The organism is Bacillus fonticola, from assembly GCF_012955605.1.
In the GTDB taxonomy this organism is placed as follows: domain Bacteria; phylum Bacillota; class Bacilli; order Bacillales; family JC228; genus Bacillus_CG; species Bacillus_CG fonticola.
In genome coordinates this window covers 1,186,406-1,199,130 of record NZ_CP052135.1, presented here as the reverse complement: position 1 = coordinate 1,199,130, position 12,725 = coordinate 1,186,406, and the positions used below count along the sequence as shown (strand labels likewise).

Annotated in this window: 16 protein-coding genes; 6 read left to right on the top strand and 10 right to left on the bottom strand. The window is 43.5% G+C overall.

From position 1 onward, the window contains the following. Positions 1–27: 27 nt before the first annotated feature. The 3 genes from HHK01_RS05905 to glsA form a co-directional block, all read right to left on the bottom strand. A complete protein-coding gene (locus HHK01_RS05905; RefSeq protein ID WP_170006871.1) occupies positions 28–1,242 on the bottom strand; it encodes an FtsW/RodA/SpoVE family cell cycle protein in 1,215 nt (404 codons plus the stop codon). Between the two features lie 297 nt (positions 1,243–1,539). After that, the gene (locus HHK01_RS05900) at positions 1,540–1,824 is read right to left on the bottom strand and encodes an Fpa/YlaN family protein (RefSeq protein ID WP_228027673.1); all 285 of its coding nucleotides are present in this window, start codon (positions 1,822–1,824) and stop codon (positions 1,540–1,542) included. 106 nt (positions 1,825–1,930) lie between these two features. Continuing rightward, complete coding sequence (glsA, locus tag HHK01_RS05895) at positions 1,931–2,857, bottom strand: glutaminase A (protein ID WP_170006869.1); 927 nt, start codon at positions 2,855–2,857, stop codon at positions 1,931–1,933. Positions 2,858–2,955: 98 nt separating this feature from the next. Here glsA and HHK01_RS05890 point away from each other — a divergent pair, with 98 nt between their 5' ends. Further along, the gene (locus HHK01_RS05890; RefSeq protein ID WP_170006868.1) at positions 2,956–3,450 is read left to right on the top strand and encodes a peptidyl-prolyl cis-trans isomerase; all 495 of its coding nucleotides are present in this window, start codon (positions 2,956–2,958) and stop codon (positions 3,448–3,450) included. Between the two features lie 133 nt (positions 3,451–3,583). Here the strand turns inward: HHK01_RS05890 and HHK01_RS05885 are convergent, their stop codons facing one another. Then, complete coding sequence (locus tag HHK01_RS05885) at positions 3,584–4,912, bottom strand: PhoH family protein (protein WP_170006867.1); 1,329 nt, start codon at positions 4,910–4,912, stop codon at positions 3,584–3,586. A 167-nt stretch (positions 4,913–5,079) separates the two neighbouring features. Here HHK01_RS05885 and HHK01_RS05880 point away from each other — a divergent pair, with 167 nt between their 5' ends. Beyond that, positions 5,080–5,739, top strand: coding sequence for a YhcN/YlaJ family sporulation lipoprotein (locus HHK01_RS05880; RefSeq protein ID WP_170006866.1), 660 nt, complete (start codon positions 5,080–5,082; stop codon positions 5,737–5,739). Between the two features lie 22 nt (positions 5,740–5,761). Here the strand turns inward: HHK01_RS05880 and HHK01_RS05875 are convergent, their stop codons facing one another. After that, positions 5,762–6,220: a pyridoxamine 5'-phosphate oxidase family protein gene (locus tag HHK01_RS05875; RefSeq protein ID WP_170006865.1), complete on the bottom strand. Its 459-nt coding sequence runs from the start codon at positions 6,218–6,220 to the stop codon at positions 5,762–5,764. 90 nt (positions 6,221–6,310) lie between these two features. Here HHK01_RS05875 and HHK01_RS05870 point away from each other — a divergent pair, with 90 nt between their 5' ends. Continuing rightward, positions 6,311–6,478 carry a YlaI family protein gene (locus tag HHK01_RS05870; protein ID WP_170006864.1) on the top strand — a complete coding sequence of 56 codons (168 nt, stop codon included), beginning with the start codon at positions 6,311–6,313 and terminating at the stop codon, positions 6,476–6,478. Positions 6,479–6,867: 389 nt separating this feature from the next. Here the strand turns inward: HHK01_RS05870 and HHK01_RS05865 are convergent, their stop codons facing one another. Then, positions 6,868–7,158: a YlaH-like family protein gene (locus HHK01_RS05865; RefSeq protein ID WP_194241295.1), complete on the bottom strand. Its 291-nt coding sequence runs from the start codon at positions 7,156–7,158 to the stop codon at positions 6,868–6,870. A 7-nt stretch (positions 7,159–7,165) separates the two neighbouring features. After that, on the bottom strand, positions 7,166–9,001 hold the full coding sequence (typA, locus tag HHK01_RS05860) for a translational GTPase TypA (RefSeq protein ID WP_170006861.1): 1,836 nt from the start codon (positions 8,999–9,001) through the stop codon (positions 7,166–7,168). Between the two features lie 267 nt (positions 9,002–9,268). On the opposite strand from typA, the gene HHK01_RS05855 reads away from it, so the two are divergent. Next, positions 9,269–9,472 carry a YlaF family protein gene (locus tag HHK01_RS05855; protein WP_170006860.1) on the top strand — a complete coding sequence of 68 codons (204 nt, stop codon included), beginning with the start codon at positions 9,269–9,271 and terminating at the stop codon, positions 9,470–9,472. 19 nt (positions 9,473–9,491) lie between these two features. Here HHK01_RS05855 and HHK01_RS05850 read toward each other — a convergent pair whose 3' ends face one another. After that, on the bottom strand, positions 9,492–10,289 hold the full coding sequence (locus HHK01_RS05850; RefSeq protein WP_170006858.1) for an inositol monophosphatase family protein: 798 nt from the start codon (positions 10,287–10,289) through the stop codon (positions 9,492–9,494). A 242-nt stretch (positions 10,290–10,531) separates the two neighbouring features. Next, positions 10,532–10,723, bottom strand: coding sequence for a hypothetical protein (locus HHK01_RS05845; RefSeq protein ID WP_228027672.1), 192 nt, complete (start codon positions 10,721–10,723; stop codon positions 10,532–10,534). Between the two features lie 268 nt (positions 10,724–10,991). On the opposite strand from HHK01_RS05845, the gene HHK01_RS05840 reads away from it, so the two are divergent. Beyond that, a complete protein-coding gene (locus HHK01_RS05840; RefSeq protein WP_170006857.1) occupies positions 10,992–11,621 on the top strand; it encodes a YktB family protein in 630 nt (209 codons plus the stop codon). A gap of 54 nt (positions 11,622–11,675) precedes the next feature. On the opposite strand, the gene HHK01_RS05835 is transcribed toward HHK01_RS05840, so the two are convergent. Then, positions 11,676–11,975, bottom strand: coding sequence for a UPF0223 family protein (locus HHK01_RS05835; RefSeq protein WP_170006855.1), 300 nt, complete (start codon positions 11,973–11,975; stop codon positions 11,676–11,678). A 156-nt stretch (positions 11,976–12,131) separates the two neighbouring features. Here HHK01_RS05835 and HHK01_RS05830 point away from each other — a divergent pair, with 156 nt between their 5' ends. Then, positions 12,132–12,677 (top strand): isochorismatase family protein, encoded by a 546-nt coding sequence (locus HHK01_RS05830; protein ID WP_170006853.1) that lies wholly within the window; start codon positions 12,132–12,134, stop codon positions 12,675–12,677. The last annotated feature ends 48 nt before the right edge of the window (positions 12,678–12,725 follow it).

Sequence of the window (12,725 nt, the reverse complement as noted above, 5' to 3'; positions counted from 1 at the left end):
GAATAAAGCAGACATCCATTCACGTTTTTAGTTCGCAGAGTACACTTTGAATTTCGAAGTGCGTGTAGATCCTTCTTTCGGGAGTGGCTCGTCCTTCTTCTCATTATAGTTTTGCGAGTAGTTGGTAAACATTGAAATATTCACTAAAATACCTAAACCAATAGACAGTACTAAAAGAGCACTACCTCCGTAACTTATAAACGGAAGCGGTACACCCGTCACCGGAATTAATCCCGTGAGTCCCCCTAAGTTTATAACGGTTTGAATGGCAATAAGGCTCGAAATTCCAATCGCCAAAAGCTTCCCAAAGGCGTCTTTACATCGTATCGAAAGAATAATACCGCGAAACACTAAATATCCGATTGCACTCAACGTAAACAAAACACCGATAAGACCAAGTTCCTCAGCAATGACCGCCATGATGAAATCGGTGTGGGCTTCAGGTATATAACCATTTTTCTGGATCCCTTTCCCTAAACCTACTCCTGTTATGCCGCCTAACCCAATGGCAATGTAGGCATTCCGAACTTGGCGTCCCCCATCCTCTTCTTCAAACGGATTTAAGTAACCAGCAATTCGCTCGGATTGATAATCTTTAATTAAATCTGGCTTCAACAAAAAGACTGGACTTAATAATGCGGCGAGAATCATCAGAATACTGACAAGCTTCACTAAGGTTTTCATGCTTGTCCCAGAACAAATAAGTAACGAAATCCCTACGGCAAACACAATGGAAGCCGTCCCCAAATCCGGTTGTAAAGCAATTAAAAACGTAATGATCACTAAGTAAATCAGAGGAGGAACAACCCCTCGATTTAATTCGTTTATGTACGCTTGTTTTTTCGCATAGATCGCCGCCAAATACACGATGACGACCAGTTTCACTAGTTCTGAAGGCTGAATACTTCTGATACCGATGTCAAACCAGCTTTGTGCCCCACCAAAGGCTGTACCTAAAACGGTGAGTAGCCCAAGCACAATGACAGAGCCGAACACAATCGTCATTAATATTTTGTTAGATTTGTACATTTTATACGGCAGAAGAGCAAACAATAAAAATGCACCATACGCTAGCGCAAGGTTTTGCATATGTTTCAGAAAAAAATAATCGCTCGGCACGCCCCATCTTTGCGCAGGGGCGACCATACTAGCCGAATACACCATCACCAAACCAAATATACTTAACACCGCATACACGACAATCAATGAATAATCGTATGATTTTAAGATGCGCTTTACCATGGACACCTCTACCTTTTTTGAGGATGGACGAAAGGCTAATTTCGCAACGTCCTAGTCAGGAACCTCGGCTAACTTCGCGGCGTCCATGCCGCAACACCGAGCCACTCACGTCCTACGAGCGAACGCCTTTCTGAACCACATCGCGTGGATCCTCTCTCTCGTATTCTACAAAACACCAACACATTCCTTCATGGTACGAAAAAAGCATGCGCACACTTATCACTACTGACTAAGTGCTCAATCCATCTAAAAACAAAAAACTCAAACGGTTTGTGGAACTGTTTGAGTTTCATTGTGCTATCTTTTTTGACTGGCTTCGTGAAGTGCGGATAATTCTTGCTCAAGAGCATCAAGCAATGCTTTTCCGTCTTTTTCGGTCACGAGACTTAGGCGAACCGCGAAATCAATTTCACGGGATAATCCGAACATTTGTGTGTCGAGCACTTCTTCATAAAGCGGACATTGTGGCATCGTTAAATTGTCCATCTGCACTTTAATGAGCTGAAAGATCTTGTCTGCATCTTTTTTTAAAAGCTCTAAAGCCTCTTCACGATGATTAGTAGTTGTAACCTCTTGTGGCACGTCGATCCCCCCGCAACATTTCCGTGACGTTCCTAGTATAAATTCTACCTTCAACACCGAAAAATTGCAACAATCAAACGTCGACGAATACGGACGAATTGTGACACTAGAACATACTAAAATCATATGTTCGACTAATGAGTTCCATTAATTTCCACCCAGCTAAGCTATTTCCTTTCTCGTCAAGTGCCGGTGAGTACACTCCAATCCCACACACGCCAGGAACGATACCTAAAATTCCGCCGGAAACACCAGTCTTTGCGGGAATACCTACTTTGATCGCAAATTCTCCTGATGCATTGTACATCCCGCACGTGACCATAAATGTTTTGCAAATTCGCACGATATAAGGAGGTAAAATCGATTCTCCTGATGTCGGGCAAATTCCGTCTCTAGCGAACACTGCCCCGATACGAGCTAACTCTTGACAATTCATTTCTATGGAGCATTGTCTCGTATACAACTGAAGTAGCTCTTCCACATCCCCTTGAATCACTTGATGCTGGCGTAAAAAATAAGCGAGCGATCTGTTTAAATCTGCCGTTTCAAGCTCACTTTGCTGCACTTCATCGTTAAAAGTTAACGTATCTTTATCGGTGAGAGCAGATAAAAACTTCCGAAATCTCTCCCAGCGCTCCTCCAGTCCATCCCCTGGCATTAGAGCAGTCACAGCCAGTGCCCCAGCATTAATCATCGGGTTTAAAGGCTTGTTCGGTCGATTCGTTTCCAACTTCGCAATCGAGTTAAAAGGATCACCCGTCGGCTCCATGCCAACGCGGTGGAACACCTCCGCCTCCCCACGCTCCATTAAGATATAAGCTAGACTTAGCACCTTGGAAATACTTTGAATCGTAAATGTTTCCTCCGTATCGCCTGCTGTCACACACTCTCCCTCCAGCATGTGCAGAGCAATCGACACTTGGGAAGGATCCACCTTTGCTAAAGCCGGAATGTATTCTACGATTTGTCCATACTCAGTATACGGGCGCACCTGTTCGACAAAGCGATCAAGATCTCCGTGTGTAATCCGCATCTCTCCACCTCCGTTTCTATTACGTTCTACCTGCAGACAGGACGTTATGCATGCTGTGTGCTATACTAACAAAAAAGCGAAAAAGGAGCCACGGACTTATGAGCGATATATTACAAATAACGGGGGAAGTTCACTACACTATTACCCTAGACCCATCAGTATGGATCTTCGATGATCGCCGCGTCGATATGGAGAAATGGTTAGCTGGGGATCATGGAACAGAAGAGAAAGTTGATTCTGCAAAAGTGCTATCAAAGGAATGGGAAAAAGAAATTAGGGAGTCGAAAATAGCCCCTCCTACTGTGAAAACAGAGCGGAAATATAAAAAGCAAGAGATTCTAGAAGGAACATTCGGTATGCCCCTGCAGCCTTTCTTTGAAAACGCTGAGCCAACAGATGGCGCCAGTCGGGTGGTCGTGGAAACAGTAGCGGAACCTGTCATTCTTCCTCTGGACAAAGCTTTAAACAGCATCGCCGGTTTTTCGAACAAAGGAAAACCATTACGCGAGGACGGACCGGTTCATTTGTACTTTGCGGATGGGTCGAATAAGGATGAACCGATAAGGAATGTGCGTGGGTTTCGGTTTGAGTAGGATGAGGAATCGGTAGTAGACTCCTCATTCTCAGTAGTAAAGGTGGAAACCTGGTAGTAGAACTCTTTACCCGAATATAAAAAAGCCTTGTTTAGGAATTTCACACTAAACGAGGCTTTTCGTTTCTCCTGTTCTACAACAAATCCGCCGCCAACTGCGCCAAACCCGATCTCTCCCCTTTCACCAAACGCACATGCCCCGAAACCGTTTGCTCCTTAAACTTCTCCACCACATACGTCAATCCATTGTTGTACTCATCAAGATACGGATGATCGATTTGTTCTGGATCGCCCATAAAGACAATTTTACTGCGGTCGCCTACGCGGGTCAGAATTGTTTTGACTTCGTGTTTCGTTAAGTTTTGTGCTTCGTCGATAATGATGAACTGATCTGGTATGCTGCGTCCTCGGATGTAGGTCAACGCCTCCACTTCTATCGATCCCATTCCAGCTAAAATATCATCAAGCTCGCTTTGCTTTTTCGTATTAAATAAAAACTCCAAGTTATCGTAGATCGGTTGCATCCACGGTCGGAGTTTTTCCTCTTTCTCCCCCGGCAAAAATCCTAGGTCTTTTCCGACGGGGACGATCGGTCTCGCGACGAGAAGCTTATTGTATCGTGCTAAGTCTTCTGTTTGATACAGTCCGCATGCGAGCGCCAACAACGTTTTCCCTGTTCCTGCTTTTCCAACAAGGGTGACGAGTGGAATGTCTTCTCGCAGTAAAAGCTCCATCGCCATCGTTTGCTGGACGTTTCGAGAGCGAATCCCCCACGCTGATTCTTGTGTAAATACAAGCCTTTTCAAATAAGAGCGAGAATCATCTACCATACAAATGGCTGAACTACTCGGACGAAGCTCGTCTTTAAGTAGCATAAATTGTTTTGGGTACACACGCTCTTTTGTTACAGCTTCTATGGGTAGTTTTCCGTGTTGAAACAACTCCTGGAACTCACCTTCTGAAACGGTTCGCTCAATAAAGCCCGTATAAATATGGTCCATCTCTACTACACGATCGCTCAAAAAATCTTCTGCTTCCAACCCAAGCGCGTCTGCCTTCACGCGTACGAGCGCATCCTTTGAGACTAAAATCACAGGTCGTCCATTCTCTTTTGTCTTTTCTTCCAGAGATAAATTTTTCGCAACGGCTAAAATTCGGTTGTCATTCGTCTTTTCTACAAATACTTCTTGTAGCTGCTGAAATGAACGGTGATTTAACTCAATACGCAATACTCCACCCGTTTCAAGCGGAATTTTTTCGTGTAATTTCCCGACCTTCCGTAAACCGTCGATGAGCTTCGAAACTTGTCTGGCGTTCCTTCCAATTTCGTCCATATATCGTTTTTTGGAATCCACTTCTTCTAACACTACTGCAGGTATGACGACCTCATTTTCCTCAAAAGAAAGAATCGCATACGGATCTTGTAGTAATACATTTGTGTCTAGAACGTAGATTTTGCTCAATCGGCTGCCTCCTGCTCTTGTCTAGGTTCTCCGTTACGGCTACCATGTCTCTCTACCCGTGTCGGAATCGTTTGTAATGGCTTGGTAAACTATATGTACTTATGTATAAAGATAGAAGGTTTCCTCCAAACTAACAGACAAATCGACAAGCAAAAGGAGGATTTCCAATGAAGAGTTTAGGGTGGTTTACGTACATCTTTGTTTTACTATTCGTGTTATCTGCCTGCGGAGGGAACGGGGACGTGAGTAGACAAGCGAATGATCCTTCCATCCAAGGAAATGAAGGAGAAAATCTTGTTCGCGTTAAAAACAGCAATCCGTTACAAGAAAGAGACATGAATGATTCCTGGCAAGAAAAAGCAGACCACTTAGTGTCTATTGCGTCTGACGTTCCAAAAGTTCGTGACGCCACTGCGGTTGTAGTCGGAGACTTAGCTGTGGTAGGGATTGATATAGATGGTGAAGTGGATCGTTCGGAAGTGGGCACGATTAAATATTCCGTTACAGAAGCGCTTCAAGATGACCCCCATGGAGCTGACTCTGTAGTCGTTGCAGACCCAGACATGTATGCCCGTCTCCAAGAAGTGGCAGACGACATGCAAAATGGGCGCCCATTTGAAGGCGTGTTTAATGAGCTATCGGATATTGTCGGACGAGTGATGCCGGAAATTCCGGGACAATTACAAAATCCAACTCCAAAAGACGCAGTAGAAGATTCGAAAGATGGTGCGAATCAGCAAGAAAAAGAAACGCTTGAAAAAGAGCAACAAGAACAGTCAAACGGCAAAAAAAACGATGGCAAAACAAATCAATCAGCCGGTTCATAGCACGTAGAAAAAGGCTAAGTAATCATTGCTTAGCCTTTTTTAATGCACGATACACTTGTTGATCCAAACGCTCGACCGCACGAGGGTCATACGTTTTTTCGTACTGAGGAGCCTGCGTAATTTTCGATCCATAAAATAAGCTATCGTCGATTCGTCTGATGTGGCACCGAGCCCGCGCTAATTTAAGAGGAACTCCTTCTAACACTTCGTCGATGGACACATCCACCCGTATACAAAACACCGTTTCCTCGGCAAAAAACTGGAGAGAACAGAGCGAATTGTTCTCGATATTTTGATATAGACGACTTTTTCGATCGATAGCTACATCGATGGTTGACTCGTCTTTGATCCAAACCCATGAAACCGCATTTTGTTGCGGGTGACCTGTTTCATAGTCGATTGTAGCGATCATAACAAGCGGGTCATTTTGTAGCGCGTCTTTCATTTCGGTTGTTAATGTGCTCTCCGTTCTGTTTCCCATGTGTGTCCTCCTCGTTCTTTCAAAGTATCCTACTCACCCCGAATATGCTATACTATCGCTAGAAATTTAAGACAATTGGAGGGAATATGCTTGAGAGTACGCTGTTCATTATGTGATGTTGTTGATACACTATCCGACGCATCCCCACTTGCAAAAAAACTACGCAATCGCCCCATTCATACATACATGTGTAAAGAGTGCGACGACCGAATTACTAGAAAGACGGAAGAAAACCAACAAAAAAAGCTGAGCGAGTAAAAACTAGCTCTTAGGCGGTGCTCGCTTGCTTAGACTTTCCTTACAAATTGGAATTTTGAGTGGCTCTTCTCGCTCTCATTTTGTATATTTCAGGCACTCTTTTCTACAAAAGTATATTCGTTTTTGCTGAAGGTAGACTTTGTTCCTTTGCTAGGAGTAATCGAGTGGTCTGAAATAATAGAAATCCTTTTTCATCTCATCATATCCTGCCTACTTGCCCTCGTTTTTCTACTCCTCATTCGGCTCACGCCACCAAAACAAAAGGATATACTTTACGTATACGCCATTTTGCTCACAGTTCCTGCTTTTTGTCTGCCCCCAGAACCAACTATCGAAATATCTATTTCAACACAAAAAAGTGCCCTCCACCACGTGAGCACACTTTTTTATTACGCTTCTCTTCTTTTTTTCTCTTGACTAAGACGGATTTTGTAAATCCCGAGCACAACAATCGCCACGACGAGTCCCTCTCCTACAGGCAGGAACACCGCAAAGAATGTCAAAATAGAACATCCCAATGCGAGAAGCACATAGATAACCGCTGTCTTCAGCGGGGGGAGCTTACGGGCAAAGCCGAGTTGGTACGTGACGATTGCCAAAATGACAATCGTTCCGTACAGCAACCACATCCCAAGTTCAGGCTGATCACCAACTCGATACAAGCTCGCAAAAAAGCTCATTTTTTCTTCAACGTTCGTCAAGTACCTTCACACCTTTTTGCTTCCGCTTGGATGCTCTTTCACGTTCTGATTGATTGAGCAACTTTTTGCGGAGACGAATGGATTTAGGAGTGATCTCACACATTTCGTCTTCGTTTAGAAACTCCAATGCTTCCTCTAATGATAACACTTTTGGACGCTTTAACGTAACTGTTTGGTCTTTATTCGCTGAACGGACGTTTGTCGCGTGTTTTTGCTTCGTTACGTTTACTGTTAAATCGTTGTCGCGGTTGTTTTCGCCAACGATCATCCCTGCGTATACGTCAGTTCCTGGAGCAACAAACATCACGCCACGGTCTGCTAACTGTTGCAAGCTGTATGACGTGACTTGCCCTGTTTCCAAAGCAACGAGTGCACCTTGCTTACGCGCACCCGCATCGCCTGTCAGCATTGGCTCATACGACTCGAATGTGTGGTGATAAATTCCGTAACCACGCGTTATCGTCAAGAATTCTGTGGTGTATCCAATTAATCCGCGGGACGGAACTTTAAAGGATAGACGCACTCGACCACTTGCAGGAGGCTGCATATCCAGCATTTCACCTTTACGCGCACCTAAAGATTCCATCACCGACCCAGTGTACTCCTCTGGAATATCAATGTGAACGAGCTCAAAAGGTTCTTCTGTTCGACCATTTACTTCGCGCAAAATCACTTCCGGCTTCGAAACGGCTAGCTCGTATCCTTCACGACGCAAATTCTCTAACAAAATCGATAAGTGAAGCTCACCACGCCCAGATACGTACCAAGAATCAGAGTCTGCCTTTTCAACACGTAAGCTTACGTCCGTTTGTAATTGTTTTTCAAGTCGCTCTTCAATTTTTCGAGCCGTAACAAATTCGCCTTCTCTACCGGCAAACGTACTATCGTTTACGACAAATTTCATTTTCAACGTAGGCTCATCAATCGTCAAGAACGGTAGTGGTTCTATATTGTTGACGTCACAGACCGTCTCCCCTACTTGTAAGTCTTCAATTCCAGAGATGGCTACGATATCTCCGGCGTACGCTTCTTTTACCTCTACCCGTTTCAACCCTTGGAAAGAGAAAAGCTTCGTTACACGGAAGGACGTTTTTGATCCATCACGTTTGAGGGCAGCCACTTGTTGACCAACCGAAATGGTTCCTCTAAATATGCGCCCGATCCCAATTCGCCCTACATAATCGTTGTAATCTAGCAACGAAATTTGGCATTGAAGTGAAGAGCTTACATCATTAGATGGCGCTGGAATTTGGTCAATGATCGCTTCGAAAACTGGCTCCATCGTTGCTTCCTGTGTCGTTGGGTCTGTGCTTGACGTTCCATTAATCGCTGAAGTGTACACAATCGGGAACTCCAATTGATCCTCTGAAGCGCCGAGCTCAATTAAGAGATCCAAAACTTCATCAATCACTTCAGCTGGACGTGCAGATTCACGGTCAATTTTGTTCACAACAACGACAATCGATTTTTGTTGTTCCAATGCTTTTTTCAAAACGAAACGCGTTTGTGGCATACACCCTTCGTATGCGTCGACGACAAGGAGAACCCCTTCTACCATCGACATAATCCGCTCAACTTCTCCTCCGAAGTCGGCGTGTCCAGGTGTGTCCATTACGTTAATTTTTGTGTCTTTGTAACGAATCGATGTGTTTTTTGCTAAAATGGTAATTCCACGTTCCCGCTCTATATCATTGGAGTCCATTGCACGCTCTTCTACAACTTCGTGTGCTTGGAAAGTTCCAGATTGCTTTAAAAGTTCATCGACTAATGTCGTTTTCCCGTGGTCTACGTGGGCAATAATTGCGATATTTCTAAGATTCATGACGTTCGTTCCTCTCTAGAGTTGACTATTTATTTGACAGACGCATAACAAGCGACTTCGTTTTTTCGTAATATCTCAGGCGACTTTCCAGTGTCTAGGAAACAACTTTCTCTCCGGTGCTGAGACGAGTGGGTTCCCCTAAGCAAACGCCTTCCGCTTTTCGATCAACTTGACTAGTATATCACAGTTTTCTGCGGTAGGAAAAATGCAATTGTTTTCTTCATAATGTTTTTACGGTATAGTAGTAATTGAAAGGATGTGTCTATAGTGGCTAACATTCAATGGATTTTTGTCTTGTATAGTATGGTCGTCGCTGGTGCTCTTGGTGCTATCGGGATTGCCCTTGCCGAACGAAGTATTCTCGGGATGATCGTCTCCTTTATGATTATTATTCTCTGCATGGGTGCCGGTTTTACTACAAAAAAGAAGCAAAGAGAACGGCTACAACAAAAAGAGGTTCCGGCAGAATAACATTCTGCGGAACCCTTTTTTATTTCGTTGGTAGTATGTAGTCTCTTTGAATGGCCTCGTGAGTAGTTCGTTCTGCTGCAAACACAGAAGTTTGTCCTAGTAATTGAACAGGTTCTCCTTCTACTGTCGTTAATACGCCACCCACTTCTTCTAACAATACCCATCCTGCGGCAAAATCCCAACTCGATAATCGCATCGTCATATAAGCATCAAGTCGTCCGCAAGCTACATAGGCAAGCTCTAATGCTGCTGAGCCATACGACCGAAAACCGCGCGCGACTTTCACTAAAGGAACTAAACGCTCATGATCGATGCGCTTGTTAGGGGTTAACCATGTTGCATTAATCGAAAGAATAGAGTCCTCTAAGTTTACTGGTCGAAGAACGTTCAATCGCTTTCCATCAACGTAAGCTCCCTCACCTTTTCGTGCTTCAAAGAGCTCATCGTGCATGACATCGTACACTAGTCCAACTTTCCCTACACCGTCTTCATACACTGCTATAGAAATGCAAAAAAACGTTTGCTGATGAACAAAATTCACTGTCCCATCAATAGGATCGATTATCCATATAATGCCGTCCGTTGATTTCACTTCATCCCCGAAACCTTCTTCACCTAAAATAACATGTGATGGGTATTTTTCTTTTATCCGCTCAATGAAATATTGTTCTGTTTCACGATCGACATTTGTAACGAGATCGTTTCTATTTGATTTTGTATCCACTGTTAGTTCTTGCTGAAGAGATTCTCGAATCCGTTCGCCTGCCTCGTAAATCCAATGTTTTGCGTCTTCATAAATCGTTTTCCAGTCCGTCATAGAGTTCCTCCGCATACAAATTAATCCAGCACTAATGAACGATCAACGACCCATTAGTACCCGATTGACCTCCCCCTCCAGGAGAAGGGGAAATGGCATAATAGTAGTAGCATACTAAAAGAGAGGGGAGAACTTCAAGCAAACTGCAAGTGCGTCCTTCCACAGCTTACAGTAACACACAGACATATGCAGATCTTCTTAACTGAAAGGAGACCTGCACACATCCTTAATATATCCTGAAGTTAGGCCCGAGTTTGCAGCCACTGTTCACGAAGCGCCCGGAGCTTATCTTTAGAAAGGCGCATCTGCACATCGTCACTCGCTTCCATTGCCTCAAATAGCACAGCCAATTCGTAATCCATTTCAAGGCGAAGAGTAGCGAGACGTTCTTTTGTCGGAAATCCTTTTGGCAGTTGCGGCATTGTTTGTTTCACAGTCCTCCACCTCCGTAAGAACTCTATGACGTTTTCAGACTTTTCAATTCTTTATATTTCTATTGTATGTGAAGACAAGCTTTTGTGCAATAATGAAACCGCCTAGAGAACTCGTTTGTCTCTGCCATATGTAAACAGGAACATTTGACTACTTAAATCGAGGATTTGTCCCATTGGAAGCGCGAATTGTTGTCAGCATCCTGTTCATACAATGGCCAAGCCTATGCTAAGCTATAAGAAACTACATTTATGAAGGAAGTGTACAGCGATGACGTTTCAAGGATTTACAAAAAGTGATTTTGACACGTTTACGATCGACGGACTTGACGACCGTATGGAGGCGATCCAAACACGAATTCAACCGAAATTTCAAGAGATTGGCACGGCATTAAGTGAAGATGTTTCCGCTCTAGTTGGAAAAGAAATGTTCTTACACATCGCCAGACACGCCAGACGTACAGTCAATCCACCGAAAGATACGTGGATGGCACTTGCAGACGACAAACGCGGCTACAAAAAGCACCCTCACTTCCAAGTCGGTTTATTTGATGATCATCTCTTTATTTGGTTAGCATTCATTTATGAGCTCCCGAATAAAGAACAGATCGCTACGAAGTTTTTGGAGAATAGTGAGGCCGTTCATGCGAGGATTCCTAAGAATTACGTTATCTCGCAAGATCATATGCAAAAAGAAGCTGTTGGGATGGACAAGCTTGGCGTACAAGATCTCGAAAAGATTTTGACCCGCTTCCGAGACGTCAAGAAAGCCGAATTTCTCGTTGGGCGTCACATCTCTGTAGATGATCCTCTTTTACAAGACGGAGAACGTTTTTTAGCAGAAGTTAGAGATACTTTTGAGCAGCTTATCCCGTTGTATGGGATGGCTTATTCTAATTAAAAAAGTGACTCGGCGTGTGAGTATCTCCACAACGTCGAGCCATTTTTTGTTTTTCTATCGCTTCCCTTTCTTATTCACCAGTTCAGGTGCCTTCACCCATTCCTCGTCTTCCTTTTCCTTTGCGGATTTAACGACGGGATACGGATCAAGCCCACTTTCCTCACGAAACTGCTGAAAATAGCGCTTTTCATCCGCTTTACCCGGAACTACCTCTTTGAAAGCCCGATACGCGTCCATTACTTCTTCCCGCTTTATTCGTGAGGCATATACCTTTTCCACTATTTCATAAAAGTGAATGACCGCAACAACCTCTTCTGTTGACCAGTCAAATTCAATTGGATAGCTATATTCCATCGTTCGCCACTCCTCAATAACTTGTCACATCTTTCCATATGCCCATTGTAGCAAAATTCTCCTTTGAACGGAAACGGAGTAAAAAGACTTTAGTGCAGGAAAATGGAATGCAAAAGTAGAATTATTTCCCTATTACCAGAAAAGGTTGGTGAGAAAATGAAAGCAGCGTTATTAGTTATTGATGTCCAAAACGGAATCATGAATCATGGTGATTTCACAGAAGAACTTTCATTGATGGAAAAGATCATTGAGGATTTCAAAGGAAGTGCTAATCCAGTAATTTTCATGAGGCATTTGGATGACATAGAGGAAAGCCCACTATATAAAGACTCTGTTGGCTCTGAGCTACATAGTTCCCTAAGAGATTATGCTGATTATGTAATTGAGAAGCAAACACCTAGTTCCTTCTTCCAAACCGAACTAGCCAATATATTAGAGAAATTAGGGGTTCGGCACCTTTTTATAACGGGTTTTAACACCGAGTTTTGTTGTATGTTTACGGCTATATCTGCGTTTGATAGAGGATATAAAGTCACGTTCATTGAAGATGCTACCGGAACCGTTAACACAGACGAAACATACGAGATGAAAGGTCTGGATATTAAAGACTTTGTTGGGACGGTCTTGCATTGGTCAGATGTTATTGAAGTGTTAGACTACGAGGAATATGTTGAAGAATACAAAATAAAAGACACCATTTGAAAAAAGGGATGCCGAGTCATCCCTTTTTTCGTACCCAATTATACAAAA